At 71.0% G+C, this 17248-nt stretch carries 18 protein-coding genes; 9 read left to right on the top strand and 9 right to left on the bottom strand.

Translation table 11 applies throughout. The features are described from left to right. Positions 1-32: 32 nt before the first annotated feature. Genes ACYU8V_RS03320 through ACYU8V_RS03335 form a run of 4 tightly spaced genes read left to right on the top strand, consistent with a single transcriptional unit; the run spans position 33 to position 3747 of the window. On the top strand, positions 33-1229 hold the full coding sequence (locus ACYU8V_RS03320) for an acyl-CoA dehydrogenase family protein (RefSeq protein WP_460845132.1): 1197 nt from the start codon (positions 33-35) through the stop codon (positions 1227-1229). After that, positions 1226-2029, top strand: coding sequence for an SDR family oxidoreductase (locus ACYU8V_RS03325; RefSeq protein ID WP_460845133.1), 804 nt, complete (start codon positions 1226-1228; stop codon positions 2027-2029). Before ACYU8V_RS03320 ends, ACYU8V_RS03325 begins: the two co-directional genes overlap by 4 nt. After that, positions 2007-2591: a TetR/AcrR family transcriptional regulator gene (locus ACYU8V_RS03330; protein ID WP_460845135.1), complete on the top strand. Its 585-nt coding sequence runs from the start codon at positions 2007-2009 to the stop codon at positions 2589-2591. Before ACYU8V_RS03325 ends, ACYU8V_RS03330 begins: the two co-directional genes overlap by 23 nt. Beyond that, the gene (locus ACYU8V_RS03335) at positions 2584-3747 is read left to right on the top strand and encodes an acetyl-CoA C-acetyltransferase (protein WP_460845138.1); all 1164 of its coding nucleotides are present in this window, start codon (positions 2584-2586) and stop codon (positions 3745-3747) included. The genes ACYU8V_RS03330 and ACYU8V_RS03335 overlap by 8 nt, the downstream gene beginning before the upstream one ends. Positions 3748-3761: 14 nt before the next feature. Here ACYU8V_RS03335 and ACYU8V_RS03340 read toward each other — a convergent pair whose 3' ends face one another. Together ACYU8V_RS03340 and ACYU8V_RS03345 are read right to left on the bottom strand one after the other, a co-directional pair. Then, positions 3762-4409: a PilZ domain-containing protein gene (locus ACYU8V_RS03340; protein WP_460845139.1), complete on the bottom strand. Its 648-nt coding sequence runs from the start codon at positions 4407-4409 to the stop codon at positions 3762-3764. 31 nt (positions 4410-4440) lie between these two features. Then, entirely contained in the window at positions 4441-4809 is a 369-nt protein-coding gene (locus ACYU8V_RS03345; protein WP_460845140.1) for a hypothetical protein, read from the bottom strand. Between the two features lie 205 nt (positions 4810-5014). Here ACYU8V_RS03345 and ACYU8V_RS03350 point away from each other — a divergent pair, with 205 nt between their 5' ends. Continuing rightward, positions 5015-6157 (top strand): choice-of-anchor P family protein, encoded by a 1143-nt coding sequence (locus ACYU8V_RS03350; protein WP_460845142.1) that lies wholly within the window; start codon positions 5015-5017, stop codon positions 6155-6157. Between the two features lie 18 nt (positions 6158-6175). On the opposite strand, the gene ACYU8V_RS03355 is transcribed toward ACYU8V_RS03350, so the two are convergent. Genes ACYU8V_RS03355 through ACYU8V_RS03370 form a run of 4 tightly spaced genes read right to left on the bottom strand, consistent with a single transcriptional unit; the run spans position 6176 to position 9654 of the window. After that, entirely contained in the window at positions 6176-7243 is a 1068-nt protein-coding gene (locus ACYU8V_RS03355) for an NAD(P)H-dependent flavin oxidoreductase (RefSeq protein WP_460845143.1), read from the bottom strand. After that, positions 7236-7994, bottom strand: coding sequence for a CoA-transferase subunit beta (locus ACYU8V_RS03360; RefSeq protein ID WP_460845145.1), 759 nt, complete (start codon positions 7992-7994; stop codon positions 7236-7238). The genes ACYU8V_RS03355 and ACYU8V_RS03360 overlap by 8 nt, the downstream gene beginning before the upstream one ends. Continuing rightward, on the bottom strand, positions 7991-8881 hold the full coding sequence (locus tag ACYU8V_RS03365; protein WP_460845146.1) for a CoA transferase subunit A: 891 nt from the start codon (positions 8879-8881) through the stop codon (positions 7991-7993). The genes ACYU8V_RS03360 and ACYU8V_RS03365 overlap by 4 nt, the downstream gene beginning before the upstream one ends. Beyond that, positions 8878-9654, bottom strand: coding sequence for an enoyl-CoA hydratase family protein (locus ACYU8V_RS03370; RefSeq protein WP_460845148.1), 777 nt, complete (start codon positions 9652-9654; stop codon positions 8878-8880). The genes ACYU8V_RS03365 and ACYU8V_RS03370 overlap by 4 nt, the downstream gene beginning before the upstream one ends. 41 nt (positions 9655-9695) lie before the next feature. On the opposite strand from ACYU8V_RS03370, the gene ACYU8V_RS03375 reads away from it, so the two are divergent. Together ACYU8V_RS03375 and ACYU8V_RS03380 are read left to right on the top strand one after the other, a co-directional pair. After that, a complete protein-coding gene (locus tag ACYU8V_RS03375) occupies positions 9696-10466 on the top strand; it encodes an SDR family oxidoreductase (RefSeq protein ID WP_460845149.1) in 771 nt (256 codons plus the stop codon). Continuing rightward, positions 10463-11347, top strand: a complete 885-nt coding sequence (locus ACYU8V_RS03380; RefSeq protein WP_460845151.1) for an SDR family oxidoreductase — start codon at positions 10463-10465, stop codon at positions 11345-11347. The genes ACYU8V_RS03375 and ACYU8V_RS03380 overlap by 4 nt, the downstream gene beginning before the upstream one ends. A 7-nt stretch (positions 11348-11354) precedes the next feature. Here the strand turns inward: ACYU8V_RS03380 and ACYU8V_RS03385 are convergent, their stop codons facing one another. From ACYU8V_RS03385 to ACYU8V_RS03395, 3 genes are read right to left on the bottom strand one after another with little or no spacing between them, the layout of a single operon-like run. Next, positions 11355-11978, bottom strand: a complete 624-nt coding sequence (locus ACYU8V_RS03385; protein WP_460845153.1) for a trimeric intracellular cation channel family protein — start codon at positions 11976-11978, stop codon at positions 11355-11357. Between the two features lie 13 nt (positions 11979-11991). Beyond that, the gene (locus ACYU8V_RS03390) at positions 11992-13425 is read right to left on the bottom strand and encodes an NAD(P)/FAD-dependent oxidoreductase (protein ID WP_460845154.1); all 1434 of its coding nucleotides are present in this window, start codon (positions 13423-13425) and stop codon (positions 11992-11994) included. 36 nt (positions 13426-13461) lie between these two features. Then, complete coding sequence (locus tag ACYU8V_RS03395) at positions 13462-14580, bottom strand: steroid 3-ketoacyl-CoA thiolase (protein WP_460845155.1); 1119 nt, start codon at positions 14578-14580, stop codon at positions 13462-13464. Positions 14581-14761: 181 nt separating this feature from the next. On the opposite strand from ACYU8V_RS03395, the gene ACYU8V_RS03400 reads away from it, so the two are divergent. Both ACYU8V_RS03400 and ACYU8V_RS03405 read left to right on the top strand, forming a co-directional pair. Continuing rightward, complete coding sequence (locus ACYU8V_RS03400) at positions 14762-15997, top strand: cytochrome P450 (RefSeq protein WP_460845156.1); 1236 nt, start codon at positions 14762-14764, stop codon at positions 15995-15997. Between the two features lie 13 nt (positions 15998-16010). Continuing rightward, positions 16011-17246 carry a cytochrome P450 gene (locus tag ACYU8V_RS03405; protein ID WP_460845157.1) on the top strand — a complete coding sequence of 412 codons (1236 nt, stop codon included), beginning with the start codon at positions 16011-16013 and terminating at the stop codon, positions 17244-17246. The last annotated feature ends 2 nt before the right edge of the window (positions 17247-17248 follow it).

Genomic DNA, 17248 nt, shown 5'->3' on the forward strand with positions numbered 1-17248 from the left:
CGAACCAAGCAAATGCTTGGTAGGGTGTCGGGGTGGACCTGACCGAGAGCGCTGCTGACCGCGCCTTCCGCGCGGAGGTGCGCACCTGGCTCAACGACCACCTCGCCGGCGAGTGGGGCGCGCTGCGGGGCCTCGGGGGCCCGGGTCGCGAGCACGAGGCCCACGACGAGCGGCTCGCCTGGAACCGGCACCTCGCCGAGCACGGCTGGACGGCCGTCGGCTGGCCCGAGGAGTACGGCGGGCGCGGGCTGAGCCTGTGGCAGCAGGTGATCTTCCACGAGGAGTACGCCCGCGCCGACGCCCCCGCGGGCGTCAACCACCTCGGGGAGCAGCTGCTCGGACCGACGCTCATCGCGTTCGGCACCGACGCCCAGAAGCAGCGCTTCCTCCCGCCGATCGTGGCGGTCGAGGAGCTGTGGGCGCAGGGCTACTCCGAGCCGAACGCCGGCTCCGACCTGGCCAACGTGCAGACCCGGGCCCGCCGCGACGAGGCGAGCGGCGACTGGGTGCTCGACGGCCAGAAGGTGTGGACCTCGATGGCCCACGTGGCCGACTGGTGCTTCGTCGTGGCCCGCAGCGAGCCGGGCTCGACCCGGCACCACGGGCTGTCGTTCCTGCTCGTGCCGCTGCGCCAGGACGGGGTCGAGATCCGCCCGATCGAGCAGCTCACGTCCGGCTCGGAGTTCAACGAGGTCTTCCTCACCGGCGCTCGGACGGCTGCCGAGAACATCGTCGGCGAGCCCGGCGCCGGATGGGGCGTGGCGATGGGCCTGCTCGGCTTCGAGCGCGGTGTCTCGACGCTGGGCCAGACCGTGGGCTTCGCCCGCGAGCTCGGGTCGGTGATCGCCCGCGCCCGCGACAACGGCGCCATCGACGACCCGGTGGTCCGCGACCGGCTCGCGGGTCTCAAGGCCGAGCTGACCGCCATCCGCTCCTTCGCGCTGCGCGCCCTCGCGCTGGTCGAGGGCGGCCAGGACTCCGCCGCCGGCGGCGGAGCCGGCTCGATCTTCAAGCTGGCCTGGGCCAACTGGCACCGCCGCCTCGGCGAGGTCGCGATGGACGTGGCCGGCCGCGAGGGCCTGCTCGCGGGGCCGGGCTACGACCTGGACGCCCACCAGCGGCTCTTCCTCTTCTCCCGCGCCGACACCATCTACGGCGGCAGCGACGAGGTCCAGAAGAACATCCTTGCCGAGCGTGTGCTCGGCCTACCGCGAGAGGCCCGCGCATGACGGTCACGCGACCCGAGCAGCCCACCCCCGACTACGTCCCCGGCCACGACCTCCTCCGGGGCAAGGTCGTCGTCGTGACGGCCGCCGCGGGCGCCGGGATCGGTGCGGCCGTCGTACGACGTGCGCTGGAGGAGGGCGCGAAGGCGGTCGTCTTCTCCGACACCCACGCCCGCCGCCTCGCCGAGGCCGAGGAGGCGCTCGCGGCCGAGTTCGGCGACGAGCGGGTGCGGCAGCTGGTGTGCGACGTGACCCAGGAGGCCGACGTCCAGGCGCTCCTCGACGCGGCCGAGGAGTTCGGCGGCGTCGACATCATGATCAACAACGCCGGCCTCGGTGGCACCGACGACATCCTCGAGGTCACCGACGAGACCTGGAGCCGGGTCATCGACATCACCCTGACCGGCACGATGCGCTGCACCCGCGCGGCCGGCAACCGGTTCGTGGCGGCCGGCAGGAAGGGCGTCATCGTCAACAACGCCTCGGTCATCGGCTGGCGCGCCCAGGAGGGCCAGGCCCACTACGCCGCCGCGAAGGCCGGCGTGATGGCCCTGACCCGCTGCTCCGCCCTCGACCTCGCCCCCCACGGGATCCGGGTCAACGCGGTCTCGCCGAGCCTGGCGATGCACCCGTTCCTGGAGAAGGTGACCTCGCCGGAGCTGCTCGTCGAGCTCAAGCAGCGCGAGGCGTTCGGCCGCGCCGCCGCCCCGTGGGAGGTCGCGAACGTCATGGTGTTCCTCGCGAGCGACTACTCGTCGTACCTGACCGGAGAGGTGCTCAGTGTCAGCAGCCAGCACGCGTAGGGGGGAGCTGCTCGCCATCGCCGGCCAGCAGTTCGCCAGCAAGGGGTACAAGTTCACGACCGTCCGCGACATCGCGGACGCCGCCGGCATCCTGTCCGGCAGCCTCTACCACCACTTCCCCTCCAAGGAGTCGATGGTCGACGAGCTGCTGCGCACCTTCCAGGACGAGCTCTTCGGTCAGTACGACGAGATCCTGGCCAGCGACGCCGACGCCCGCACCAAGCTCGAGCGGGCCTTCCGGGTCTCCTTCGAGGCGATCGAGAACCACCCGGCCGAGGTGGCGATCTTCCAGAACGACGCCGACCACCTGAGCCGGCTCGAGGGCTTCGGCTACCTGGCCGACCGCAACGCGCAGTCGCGCCAGGTGTGGGTCTCGCTGCTGGAGGAGGGCGTGGCGTCGGGGGTGCTCCGCCAGGACCTCGACATCACCCTGACCTACCGCTTCATCCGCGACACCGTGTGGGTCGCCGTCCGCTGGTACCGACCCGGCCGCGGCCTGACCCACACCGAGGTCGCCGACCAGTACGTCCGCATCCTCCTAGACGGGATCAGCAATGCCTGAGGCCTACATCATCGACGCCGTCCGCACCGCGGTCGGCAAGCGCGGGGGAGCCCTCGCCGGCATCCACTCCGCCGACCTCGCCGCCCACGCGCTCGGCGCGCTCGTCGACCGCACCGGCATCGACCCCGGCGCCGTCGACGACGTCATCCTCGGCTGCTGCGACACCATCGGCTCCCAGGCCGGTGACATCGCGCGCACCGCGTGGCTCGTGGCGGGCCTGCCCGATCACGTCCCGGGCGTCACCATCGACCGCCAGTGCGGCTCCTCCCAGCAGGCGGTCCACTTCGCCGCGCAGGGCGTCATGTCCGGCACCCAGGACCTCGTCGTCGCCGGCGGCGTGCAGAACATGAGCGCCATCCCGATCTCGGCCGCGATGCTCGTCGGCCAGCAGTACGGCTTCACCACGCCGTTCGCGGAGTCGCCCGGCTGGGCGAAGAGGTACGGCGACCAGGAGGTCAGCCAGTTCCGCTCAGCCGAGATGATCGCGGAGAAGTGGGACATCAGCCGCGAGGAGATGGAGGCGTTCGCCCTCGCCTCCCACGAGCGTGCCCGTACGGCGGTCGCGGAGGGCCGGTTCGCCGAGCAGATCACGGCGTACCCGCTGCCCGACGGCACCGTATTCGACACCGACCAGTGCCCGCGCGAGACCTCGCTGGAGCGGATGGCGGCCCTGCAGCCGCTCGCTCCCGGCGGACGGATCACCGCCGGTGTCGCCTCGCAGATCTGCGACGGCTCGGCGGCCGTGCTGGTCGCGTCCGCACAGGCCGTCGCGGACCACGGGCTCACCCCGCGTGCCCGGATCCACCACCTCTCGGTGCGCGGCGACGACCCGGTCTGGATGCTGACCGGTCCGATCGAGGCGACCAAGCACGCCCTGGCGAAGGCCGGCATGACCATCGACGACATCGACCTGTTCGAGTGCAACGAGGCGTTCGCCTCGGTCGTGCTCGCGTGGATGAAGGAGACCGGCGCACCGCACGACAAGGTCAACGTCAATGGCGGCGGCATCGCGCTGGGTCACCCGATCGGCGCCACGGGGGCGCGGCTGATGACGACGCTGCTGTCCGAGCTCGAGCGCACCGGCGGCCGCTACGGCCTGCAGACCATGTGCGAGGGCGGCGGTCAGGCCAACGTGACCATCATCGAGCGCCTCTAGGTCCCTCAGACCCCTCAGACGCCGCGGACCATCCGGCGCTCGGCATCGAAGGCGGCCCGCCGCAGCCGGTCGGCGTTCGCGTTGGGCTCGGGGAACATCACCCCGATACCGACACCGCCCGGGTACGGCACGTGCCGTACGACGCTGGCGGGGCCGCTGAGCTCGGCTCCGTCGACCACCAGCGTGGTGTCCAGCACGGTCCCGACCTCCGGCGGCTCGCCGTGCAGCAGCGCGAGCACCCCGCCCTCGCTGACATCGACGGTGAACGCCTCGCTGTGCTCGGTGGCGTCGTCGGTCTCCCACTCCAGGCGCAGCGGAACGCTCATCCGCACCCGGAAGTGACGCCGCTCCTGGACCCGGCGGGCGGGTCCTCGGGGCGCGAGCACCCACACGGCGCCGTACGGCCGGCGTCCGGGGTGGGTCGCCACCGAGCAGCTCACCCGCCCCAGCGGGTGCGTCCAGGACAGCTCGGCCTCGAAGTGGTGCTCCGCGCCGTCGACCCCGGGCGGGCACGCGACGATCACGACAGCCGCGTCACCGCGCTGCTCGAAGTCCAGGACCCGGGTCGCTGCCGTGACGACCGCGCCGCTGGTCCGGTGCACGGACACGGTCACGGGCTGGAGGACATCCAGCAATTGGTCGAGTCCGTCGTACGCGGGCATGACCCACCCATCGGCAGGCCGGGGGCGCGTCTTAGCGCAGAACGAGCCAGAGACCGATGGCGAGCGGCAGGACGGCCGTCAGGTGCCACCAGGAGACGATCGGGCGGCGGTTGATGCCGAGCACGGCGGCGACACCGACGTTCCAAAAGAGCACGCCGATGACGACCAGGCCGATCTGCACGCCGACCGAGGCGTGGTCGGCGTCCAGGACGGCCGCCAGGATCATGCCCGCGGTGAGGTGGGCGATGGTGGTCATGGCGAGCACCGAGACCACGCGCCGCTGGACCGTCTCCAGCCGCTTCACCGCCTCGGGGTCGCGCTTGACGCGCGGCGCGTTGGGATCCATCAGGTGCCGACGCCGCGGCGCCGTGGAGTGGCCCGAGGTCGTCTGCGTGTCCATGTCCCCAGAATATCGGGCGTTTGGGTCCTGGCCCCAACCAACGGCATCCGCTGAGCCTGGAACGGGCGCCGGTGGCGGCACGCAGCCGCCTAGACGTCTATACGGGTGGGCGGTACCAGTGGGCCCGGTCATGGCGCGCCCGTCGCGGCGGGCCTTCAATGGAATCCGGCGACTCGGGCGCACCGACTCCCCGAAAGGCTCCCCGATGTCGCGCAACAGAACCATCCTCAGAATTCCCACTCTGCTCTCCCTCGTCGTGGCCTGCGCACTGGCGCTGCCCGCCACCGCGATGGCGAAGCCGCCCAGCGGCGGCTCCGGCGGCGGTACGACGACGACCCCCATCGCCACCTCCTACGCCGGCCACGCCTACGGCCTGTCGGCGGCGGCCACCGCCCTCGCCGACCTGGTCAAGGTCGGCCCGGTCGTGCTCTCCGACACCGGCGAGCTGCCGGCCGCCGGCGGCGAGGTCGACCGGTCCCTCCTGACCGCGAACGTGGCGCTGTCCGGAGTGTCCCTCGACGCGGACGTCGTCGACGCCGTGGTCGTCGGGTCCGGCCTCACGACCGACGCCAACGCCGAGACCGTCGGCCTCACCGGCGGCGTGGACGGCCTGCTCAACATCAGCGCCGGCGTGATCCAGGCCCAGTCGACGGCCACCTGCACCTCGACCGGACCGGTGTACGCCGGCAACGCCCACCTGGCCAACGTCGCGATCACCCTGCTCGGCCAGCCGGTCGCGATCGCCGCGAACCCCGCGCCGAACACGACCATCGACCTGCTCAACGGCGTGGTGCGGATCGTGCTCAACGAGCAGACCATGAGCGGTGGACGCCTCGTCGTCAACGCCGTGCACATCTCGGTCAACGGTGCGCTCAGCCTGCTCAGCACCGTGGCCACGGCCGACATCGTGATCTCCCACGCGGAGGCCGGGATCAGCTGCGCGAACAGCACCACCGGCGGTGGCTCCTGCCCGGTCAAGGACTTCGTGACCGGCGGCGGCCAGCTCGTGTCGAGCACCGGCGCGGGTGTCAGCTTCGGGTTCGTGGGCGGTCTGAAGAACCCCGGCCTGATGGGTCACTTCAACGCCGTCGACCACGGCACCGGCCAGCACATCCAGGGCTCGTCGGTGAGCGCCTACACGATCACCGGCCCGACCTCGCGCCAGATCACCTACGACAACGGTGCCCTGGTCGTGAACGCCACCGACAACGGCGAGCCCGGCACGAACGACGACCTGTCGTTCACCGGCGGCTACAACGGCAACCCGATCGCGTCCGGCAACATCCAGCTGCACCAGCCGGCCGGGTGCCCCGCCACGACCACGTCGGGTGGTGGCAAGAAGCACTGACCGATTCCGCCGGGGAGCTCAGATCCGGTACGCCGCGGCGCGGCCGAGCTCCTCGGCCGCCCGGCTCACGACCCGGTCGATGAGCTCCTCGCAGGTGGGCAGGTCGTCGATGACACCGACGACCTGCCCGCTGGCGAGCACGCCCGCGGAGGTGTCGCCCTCGACCAGGCCCGCCTTCAGCATCATCGGGGTGTTGGCGGCGAGCGTCATCTGCGCGAGGGTCCGGCCCTGCTGACGCTTCATCTCCCGTCCGTCCTTGGCCAGCTGGGTCCAGGTCATCCCGGACTCGCGCTTGAAGGCCAGCGTGCGGCGCAGGGTCGGCCCCATCCGGCGTACGGCGCTGGTCTCCTCGAGCTCCGCCACGAGGTCGGTACGCAGCATCCGGTGCGGCATCCCGTCGACCTTGGCGGTCACGACGGTGTCGGTGAGGCCCTGGGCGAGGTAGAGCTGCTTGACGGCGTCGGGCACGGCGGAGTCCTGGGTGAGCAGGAAGCGGGTGCCCATGCCGACGCCCGCGGCGCCGTAGGAGAGCGCGGCCGCGAGGCCACGGCCGTCGAAGAAGCCGCCGGCGGCGATGACCGGGATGTCCACCGCGTCGAGGACCGTCGGGAGCAGGAGCGTGGTGGGCACCGGGCCGGTGTGGCCGCCGCCCTCGCCACCCTGGACCATCACCGCGTCGGCGCCCCATGCGGCGACCTTGACGGCGTGCTTGGCGGCGCCGATCGAGGGCATCACGACGATGTCGTGCTCCTTGAGCGTCGCGATCAGCTCGGGCTTCGGCGCGAGGGCGAAGGACGCGACCTTGACCCCGTGGTCGATGAGCAGCCGGCAGCGGTCCTGGGCGTCGCCGGCGTCGGCACGCAGGTTCACCCCGAACGGCCGGTCGGTGCGGCTCTTGACCTCGATGATCGCCTTCTCCAGCTCGGCGAAGGTCATCGTGGCCGAGGCCAGGATGCCCAGCCCGCCGGCGTTCGCGGTGCCGGAGACCAGGCGCGGCCCGGACACCCAGCCCATCCCGGTCTGCACGACGGGGTGGCGCACCCCGGTGAGGTCGGTGAAGGGCGTCTTGAGCAGCTGCTCAATCATTCGGGACCTCCCGGAAGCGCAGGCCTCTCGGGTCCAGCACCTCGTTGATGAGGGTGAGCTCGGCGATGCTCGGCTCGCGCGTGGTCGGTACGTCGGCCGGGATCTCCAGCGTGAAGCCGGTGCCCTCGACGACCTCGTCGAGGGCGACGCTCGGGTGGATCGACAGCAGTCGCACCGTGTCGTCGGCGCCCTTGACGTCGAACACCCCGAGGTTGCTGACGATCCGGTGGATGTCGTTGTACTTCGCGGCACCCGGACCGGCCGCCTTCGCGCGCGCCGGCCCGACGCCGGAGACGATGTCGACCTGCTCGACGAAGACCCGCGGGCCGTGCTTGGGCACCCAGTACGACGTCCGGTTGTTGACCGTGTTGCCCGGCGCGCCCCGGCTGCCGAGCAGCTGCCGCTTCGGCTGGGCGAAGTCACCGATGGCGGAGATGTTCTGGTTGCCGTGCCGATCGACCTGGGTGGCGCCCATCATCACGTGCCTCTTGCCGTGGGCGACCACGTCGAAGACGCGACGGAACGGGATCCAGCCCTCGACGACGTCGGCCTTGGCGAACAGCGGCGGCACTCCTCCGAGGAACAGCGACTCGCCGTCGGAGATCACCAGGTCCGGGTTGGAGGTCAGCTTGGCCAGGCGGACGCCCAGCATCGGCAGCATCCCCATCGGGCTGGCGAAGATCTCCCCGTCGTCCGCGAACGCGTCGGCGATGGCGGCCGCGCAGACGTCCGCCCTGGTTGCGCTGCTCATGCCTGCTCCTCGGTGAACGCCCGCACGGCGGCCTGATAGGTGGCTTCGTCGCCGGCGAGGAAGCGCTCCTCGAAGGCGGCCCAGTCCTCGTCGGACCCACCCGCCGCGGCGGCGTACGCCTTCTGGAAGCGCTCGTCGCGCTCGTAGTCCGGCACGCAGTTGGTGAAGTGCGCGCCGTTCGGGGTCTCGACGACGCCGGTGACGTCCATCCGGCTGATCAGCAGTCGCTGCACCGGGGTGTCGACGGTGAGCCCGGCGGTGTCGACGATCTGCTCGCAGGACAGGTACGCCCGGTCGGCGGCCTGCACGAACAGGTCGTCGAAGTACGGGTCCGGGCCGAGGTAGGTCGCATTGCCGTGCGCGTCGGCGCGGTTGAGGTGCACCAGGGCGACGTCGAGATGGAGCGCGGGGACGGCGGTCAGCTCCTCGAAGGCGCCGTCCGCGTCGGCGTACGGGCTCGTGACCATCCTGATCCACGGGTTGTTGACGAGCACGTCGGAACCCAGGCCTGCACGCATCGGGAGAAACGGGAGTCGCTGCGCGGCGGCGTACAGGCCGGTCTGGAACATGCCCTCGTCGAGCTCGACGATCTCGGGGATGGTGCCCGCCTGGCGGGCGCGCTGGAAGTTGGGCTCGAGCGGGATCGAGTCCAGCGAGACGAAGGCGTAGACCAGCCGGCGGATCTTGCCGGCGCGCGCGAGCAGGCCGACGTCCGCGCCGCCCCAGCTGACGATGGTCAGGTCCTTCAGCTCCGACCGCAGGATCGCGCGGACCAGCGCCATCGGCTTGCGCCGCGGGCCCCAGCCGCCGATGCCGATGGTCATGCCGTCCTCGAGCGTGGCGACGACCTCGTCGATCGTCATCCGCTTGTCGCGCGGTCGGGTCACTTCTTCGCTCCCTTGTCGGTGCCCGCGAAGTCGTCGCGGAGCTCGTCGCTGACGCCCATCAGGTTCAGCTCGAAGGTGAACCCCTGCTCCCAGCGGTACGACGCGTTGACGTCGACCCCGTTGATCCGCTCGATCCCGTTGAGTGCCTCCTTGGCGGCCCGGATCACCTTGGTGTTCTTCGCGGCGATCTCGCCGGCGACCTTCAGCGCGGCGTCGAGCAGCCGCTCGCGCGGAACGACCTCGAGCACGGAACCGAACTGGACCAGGTCCTTCGCGGGGATCGTGCGGGCGGTGAAGTACAGGGTGCGCATCATGTGCTGCGGCACGAGCCGCGCCATGTGGGTCGCGGCGCCGAGGGCACCCTGGTTGACCTCCGGTACGCCGAAGTAGGCGTCCTCGCTCGCGACCACGATGTCCGCGTTGCCGACCAGGCCGACGCCGCCGCCGACGCAGAAGCCGTTGACGGCGGCGATCACCGGCACGCTGCACTCGTAGACCGCCTTGAAGGCCGCGTAGCAGCCCTTGTTCGCGCCGAGCAGCGCGTCGAAGCCGGTGGTGTGCTGCATCTCCTTGATGTCGACGCCGGCGTTGAAGCCTCTGCCCTCCGCACGCAGGACCACGACCTTGGTGCTCGGGTCGGCCGAGGCCTCGTCGAGGGCGGCGGCCACGTCGAACCAGCCCTGCACGGTCAGCGCGTTGACCGGAGGAGCGGCCATCGTGATGACCCGGATGCCGTCGTCGCGGAGCTCGCTGCTCACGCTTCCTGATGTCATGCGGTCACCCTACCAAGCAAATGCTTGGTAGGGTGAGGCTCGTGAGTCTTGAGATCGACCTCTCCGGCCGGATGGCCCTCGTGACCGGTGGTGCGCGCGGCATCGGTCGCGGCATCAGCGAGGTGCTGCTCGAGGCCGGCGCGACCGTGGTCACCTGTGGCCGCACCGAGGCCGCGCCGCCGGCGGGAGCGGAGCACCGGCTGTGCGACGTACGGGATCCGGAGGCGGTCGCCGCGCTCGTGGACGGCATCGTCGCCGACCACGGGCGGCTCGACATCGTGGTCAACAACGCCGGGGGAGCGCCGTACGCCGACGCGGCGACCGCGAGCCCGCGTTTCCACGACAAGATCCTCGGCCTCAACCTGACCGCCGCCCTCACCGTCGCCCAGGCCGCCAACCGCGTCATGCAGCAGGCCGGCGGCGGCTCGATCGTCAACATCTCCTCGGTCTCCGGCACCCGCCCGAGCCCCGGCACGGCCGCGTACGGCGCCGCCAAGGCCGGTCTCGACTCGCTCACCGGCAGCCTCGCCATGGAGTGGGGGCCGCGGGTGCGCGTCAACGCGGTCGACGTGGGCCTGGTGCGCACCGCCGACACCGCCGACCACTACGGCGGCGACGCGACCGTGGCCGCCATCGAGGCCACCATCCCCGCTGGCCGGATGGCCGACGTCGCCGAGATCGGCCGGGTGGTGGCCTTCCTGGCCAGCGACCTGGCGTCGTACGTCTCCGGCGCCCGCATCGCCTGCCACGGCGGCGGCGAGCAGCCCGTCTTCCTCCACATCGCCCAGCAAGAGCAAGGAGCCACCCCGTGAGCAGGTTGTTGGAAGGTCGCGTCGCGATCGTCACCGGAGCCGGTCGCGGCATCGGACGCGCGCATGCGCTCGAGCTCGCCCGGCACGGCGCCAAGGTCGTCGTCAACGACTACGGCGTGTCCAACAACGGCGAGAAGACCGACTCGCCGGCCCACGGCGTCGTCGCCGAGATCGAGGCGATGGGCGGCGAGGCCGTGGTCAACGGTGCCGACGTGGCGGACTTCGAGCAGGCCGCCGCGATGGTGCAGCAGGCGATCGACACGTACGGCGCCCTCGACATCCTCGTCAACAACGCCGGCTTCGTCCGCGATCGGATGCTGGTCAACGCCACCGAGGAGGAGTTCGACGCCGTCATGCGGGTCCACCTCAAGGGGCACTTCGCGCCGCTGCGGCACGCGGCGGCGTACTGGCGCGCGGAGTCCAAGGAGGGCCGCCAGCGGGTCGCGCGGGTGATCAACACGACCTCCGGCGCCGGGCTGCAGGGCTCGATCGGCCAGGTCGTCTACTCGGCGGCCAAGGGCGGGATCGCGACGATGACCCTGGTGGCCGCGGCCGAGCTCGGCCGGGTCGGCGTGACCGTCAACGCGATCGCCCCGGTGGCGAAGACCCGGATGACCGAGGGGGCCTTCGACACCTCCGCGATGGCGCTGCCCGAGGACAACTCGCCGATCGTCGCGTGGCTGGCGTCGGAGGAGTCCGGCGGGGTGACGGGCCGGGTCATCGAGGTCGACGGCTCCCGGATGACCGTGGAGAACGCCTGGTCGCACGGGCCGTCCGCCGATGCCGGCGGCCGTTGGGAGGCGGAGAAGGTCGGACCGGCACTGCAGGACCTGCTCGCCCAGGCTCCCGCCCCCGAGCCGGTCTACGGCACGCAGGCCTGAGCCCGGCTCACCAGCGCCGGCGCCACCGCGCAGGGTCCTCGGCGTCGGGGGAGGTCCAGCCCCGCCGGATCGCCAGCAGCCGCCAGCCGATGGTGACGGCCGCGGCGACCGGTACGACGAGGCTGTCGGGCCGACCGGTGCGGTCGCCGAGCACCGCGAGCGCGGCGCCCACCGCGGCCGGGATCGCGTAGAGCTCGCTCTTGCGCAGGACCAGCGGGACCTGGTCGGTGAGCACGTCACGCAGCACCCCGCCGCCGACGCCCGTCACCACGCCCAGGGCGATCGCCCCGATCGGCGTCACCCCGTGGTCGGCCGCCTTGAGCGCGCCCGTCACGCTGAACAGGCCGAGGCCGAAGGCGTCGAAGACGTTGATCGATCGCCCGAGACGACCGAGCTGCGGGTGGAACAGGAAGGTCGCGAGCCCGGCCGCGATCGGCACCACCACGTAGCGCCAGTCGGTCAGCGTGACCGGGGGAGTGACCCCGATCAGCACGTCGCGGATCAGGCCGCCGCCGATCCCTGTGACGGCCGCGAGGACCATCACCCCGACGACGTCCATCCGGGCCCGGACCGCGGTCAGTCCGCCCGACACCGCGAACACCCCGGTCGCCAGCAGGTCGACGACGAGCATGCGCGGGTGACCGTCAGCCCGCGTCGACCTTGGACCCGCGCTTGCGGTTGTCGGTGAGGCGGGCCTCCTCGGCGGCCTGCTGCTCGAGACGGGCGCGGATCTCGTTCCACTCCGTCGACGAGGCCGCGACGGCGGCGGTGCCGCCCTCGAGCTTGCCGATGGCGCGGCGGGCGTAGATCTGCTGGGCCGTGGCGGTGCGCTCGGACCGGTCGTTGGTGACGAAGGTGACCAGCCAGTGCAGCAGCGCCGCGACCCGGTTCTTGAAGCCGGTCAGATAGAGCAGGTGCACGGCCAGCCACATGAACCACGCGATCAGGCCGGTGAAGTGCAGCTTGCCGACCAGGGCGACGGCGTTGAAGCGCGAGATGGTGGCCATCGAGCCCTTGTCGAAGTACTTGAACGCCTCCGGCGGCGCCTTCTCGTCGACGCGGCGCGAGATGGTCTTGGCGGCGTACTTGCCACCCTGGATGGCGACCTGCGCAACGCCGGGAAGGTTGTCCAGCGCCATCATGTCGCCGATCACGAACACCTCGGGGTGACCGGGGAGGGTGAGGTCGGGGTTGACCGCGATGCGCCCGGCCCGGTCCAGCGTCGCGCCGGTCTGCTCGGCGAGCGTCTTGCCGAGCGGGGATGCCTGGACGCCGGCGGCCCACACCTTGGTGGCGGTCTCGATGCGGGTGCTGGTCCCGTCCTTGTACTGCAGCTCGATGCCGCGCTCGTCGACGGTGGTGACGATGCCGCCGAGCATGACCTCGACGCCCCGCTTCTCCAGCGCCTTCTGCGCGACCTGGCCGAGCTTCGCCCCGAACGGCGGCAGCACCTGGGGCGCCGCGTCGACCATGACCACCCGCGCCTGCCGGGGGTCGAAGCTGCGGAAGTCGTGGCGCAGCGTGTGGTTGGCGAGCTCGGCGATCTGACCCGCCATCTCCACCCCGGTCGGTCCGGCGCCGACGACGACGAAGGTCAGGTAGCGCTCGAGCTCCTCCTTGGCCTGGGCCAGCTCGGCCAGCTCGAAGGCGCCGAAGATCCGGCCGCGGAGCTCGAGGGCGTCGTCGATGGTCTTCATGCCCGGAGCGAAGTCGGCGAAGTGGTCGTTGCCGAAGTACGACTGGCCGGCGCCCGCGGCGATGATCAGCGAGTCGTAGCTGAGCTGGTGCACGCGGCCCTGGATGTCGGAGGTGACCGTGCGCGCCTTCAGGTCGATGGCGTTGACCTCGCCGAGCACGACCCGGGCGTTCTTCTGGTGGGCCAGGACCTCACGCGTCGGAGGGGCGATCTCGCCCTGCGCCAGGATGCCGGTCGCGACCTGGTAGAGCAGTGGCTGGAACAGGTGGTGGGTGGTCTTCGAGATCAGCGTGACGTCCACGTTCGCGCCCTTGAGGGCCTTGGTGGCGAAGAGTCCGCCGAAGCCGGAACCGATGACGACGACGTGGTGACGGGAGCCCATGGGGCGAGTCTTGCAGGTCCGGACCCCGTGTCGCGGTCACATCCGCTCGATGACCGTCGCCGTCGCCATCGCGCCGCCCGCGCACATCGAGATCAGTGCCGTCGACGCGTCGCGGCGCTCCAGCTCGTGCAGGGCCGTGGTGATGAGGCGTACGCCGGTGGCGCCCACGGGGTGCCCGAGCGCGATGGCGCCGCCGTTGACGTTGACCCGGTCCATGTCGACCCCGTGCACCTGCGCCCACGACAGCACGACCGAGGCGAACGCCTCGTTGACCTCGAAGATGTCGAAGTCGCTCATCGCCATGCCGGTGCGGTCGAGCACGCGCTGGGTCGCGTCGACGGGGCCGTCGAGGTGGAAGTAGGGGTCCGAGCCGACGAGGGCATGGAAGGTGATCCGCGCCCGCGGCTTCAGCCCGAGCGCACGTGCCTTGTCCTCGTCCATGATCAGCGCGGCGGCCGCGCCGTCGGAGATCTGCGAGGACGTGCCGGCCGTGTGCAGGCCGCCCTCGAGCACGGGCTTGAGGCCGGCCAGCGACTCGGCGGTCGTGTCCCGCAGGCCCTGGTCGGTGTCCACGTCGCCGTACGCCGCGATCTCCCGCTTGAACCGCCCCTCGTCGACCGCGACGCGGGCCTTGGCCTGTGACGCGACCCCGAACGCCTCGAGGTCGGCGCGCGAGATGCCGCGGTGGCGGGCGATCCGGTCGGCGCCCTCGAACTGGTTCGGCATGTCGATGGTCCAGTCCTCGGGCCGCGGGTCGCCCATGCCGGCCGGCACGTTGGCGCCGAGGGGGATGCGCGACATCGACTCCACGCCGCAAGCCACGCCGGCCTCGATGGTGCCGGCGCGGACGAGGTCGTTGATCAGGTGCGCGGCCTGCTGGCCGGATCCGCACTGGGCGTCGAGGGTCGTGCCTCCCGTGTGCTGGGCGAGGCCCGCGTGCAGCCAGGCCCGGCGCACCGTGTCGTTGGACTGCTCGCCGGCCTGCGAGACGATCCCGCCGATCACCTGCTCGATCAGCTCGGAGTCGACGCCGGCCCGGCGCAGCACCTCGGACTGCACGAATCCGAGCAGGTTCGCGGGGTGCACGCCGGCGAGCCAGCCGTTGCGCTTGCCGAGGGGGGTGCGGACTGCTTCGACGATGACGGGGTTGCCCATGCGACCCAATCTAGCACCGAACTAGAACGTGTTCTCATTTGATCCGCGACACAGTTACGAAACTCTTTCGTATTTCTCGGACACGCTGTAGCGTGCGACTAGAACGTGTTGCAGGTGGCGTCCATCGAGACCGCCTGCCCGAGCGAAAGCGACCGACGCAGTGACCCAAGCAGCGACGCCCGTGACCGGACTCGACCTCCCCGAGGGATGGGACCCCACCGATCCCGACATCAACGCGGTGGGCCTGCCGCACGAGGAGTTCAAGGCGATGCGCGCCCACGCGCCGATCCACTGGGTCGAGCAGGTGCCCGAGGCCCGCGCCGGCTTCCTCGACACCGGCTACTGGGCGTGCACGCGCCACGAGGAGGTCCGCCAGGTCTCCAAGGACAACGAGAACTGGTCGACCGAGGAGAACGGCGTGATCATCCGGTTCGCGCCGGACATGACCCGCGACCAGGTCGAGGTCCAGCGCGCGATGCTGATCCACCACGACCCGCCGAGCCACACCAAGATGCGCGGCATCGTCTCCCGCGGCTTCACCCCGCGCGTGATCGCCTCGATGAAGGACGTCCTCGCGCAGCGGGCCCACGAGATCGTGGCGCGCGCCGTCGAGGGCGGCAGCGGCGACTTCGTCGAGCAGATCGCGGCCGAGCTGCCGCTGCAGGCGATCGCGGACTTCCTCGGCGTACCGCAGGAGGACCGCAAGAAGCTCTTCGAGTGGTCCAACCAGATGATGGGGTACGACGACCCGGAGATCGGCGCCGACCCCGCGATCGCCTCGATGGAGATCCTGGGCTACTTCGACCAGCTCGCCAACGAGCGCCGGGCGAACCCGCAGGACGACATCGTGACCCGGCTGATCAGTGCCGGCCAGGACGACGACCACGGCGCGCTGACCAATGACGAGTTCGGCTTCTTCGTCATCCTGCTCACCGTCGCGGGCAACGAGACGACGCGCAACGCGACCACGCACGGCATGCACGCGTTCCTGGAGAACCCCGACCAGTGGGACCTCTGGAAGCGCGAGCGGCCCGAGACGGCGATCGACGAGATCGTCCGCTGGGCCACCCCGGTCACCGTCTTCCAGCGCACCGCCAAGCAGGACACCGAGCTGGCGGGACAGCCGATCAGGAAGGGCGACCGGGTCGGCCTGTTCTACGCCTCGGCCAACTTCGACGACACCGTCTTCGAGGACCCGTTCACCTTCAACATCCTGCGCGAGAGCAACCCGCACGTGGCCTTCGGCGGCCACGGCGCGCACTACTGCCTGGGCGCGAACCTGGCCCGCCTGCAGATCAACCTGATCTTCAACGCGCTGGCCGACCTGGCGCCCGACATCAAGCTGGCCGGCGAGCCGCGCCGGCTGCGCAGTGGTTGGCTGAACGCCATCAAGGAGCTCCAGGTCGACTACAAGTGAGCAGAGGCTAGCGATGTCCGACGTACTGCCCCCCGGCTTCGACTTCACCGATCCTGACGTCAACTGGGACGCCGTGCCGCACGAGCACTTCCGTGCCCTGCGGCGCAGCGCCCCGGTGAGCTGGATCGAGCAGAGGCCGGGGGCGTACGACGGCTTCGCGCCCGAGTCCCGCAACGGGTACTGGGCGGTGACCCGGCACGCCGACGTCGCCGCCGTCTCGCGCAACAGCCGTGTGTTCTCCTCCGAGGAGAACGGCGCCATCATCCGCTTCGCGGAGGGGATGACCCGCGAGATGATCGAGCTGCAGCGGGTGATGATCCTCAACCAGGACCCGCCCCAGCACGAGACGATGCGCCGGATCGTCTCCCGCGGCTTCACGCCGCGCGGGATCGAGCAGATGCGGTCGACCATGCGGGACCGTGCGGTGCGGATCGTGCAGGACGCGGTGGCGTCCGGGAGCGGGAACTTCGTCGAGGACGTGGCAGCCGAGCTGCCGCTGCAGGCGATCGCGGACCTCATCGGCGTACCTCAGGAGGACCGGAAGAAGCTCTTCCACTGGTCCAACTCGATGCTCGCCAACGAGGACCCGGACTTCGCCGGTGACAACCAGGACGCTGCCGCCGAGGTGCTGATGTACGCGATGGCGATGGCCGCGGAGCGCAAGGACGCGCCGCGCGACGACCTCGTCACCAAGCTGCTGAACGCCGACAACGACGGCCGCGGCCTGACCGACGACGAGTTCGGCTACTTCGTCATCCTGCTCGCCGTCGCGGGCAACGAGACCACCCGCAACGCCATCACCCACGGCATGGACGCCTTCCTCGACAACCCCGAGCAGTGGGAGATCTGGAAGCGGGAGCGGCCCGAGGCGATGGTCGACGAGGTCGTCCGCTGGGCCACCCCGGTCACCGTCTTCCAACGCACCGCGATGGCCGACACCGAGGTCGGGGGAGTCGCCGTCGCCCAGGGCGAGCGGGTGGCGATGTTCTACGCCTCGGCGAACTTCGACGAGGACGTGTTCGAGGACCCGTTCCGCTTCGACGTGCGTCGCGACCCGAATCCGCACGTCGGCTTCGGCGGTCACGGCGCGCACTACTGCCTGGGCGCCAACCTCGCCCGCCAGGAGATCTGGATGATCTTCAACGCCCTCGCCGACCATGCGCCCGACATCAGCAGGCTGGAGCGGCCCAAGCGCCTCCGGCACGGGTGGATCAACGGGATCAAGGACCTGCAGGTCCGCTACGCCTGAGG

It is taken from the genome of Nocardioides ultimimeridianus, from assembly GCF_054777895.1.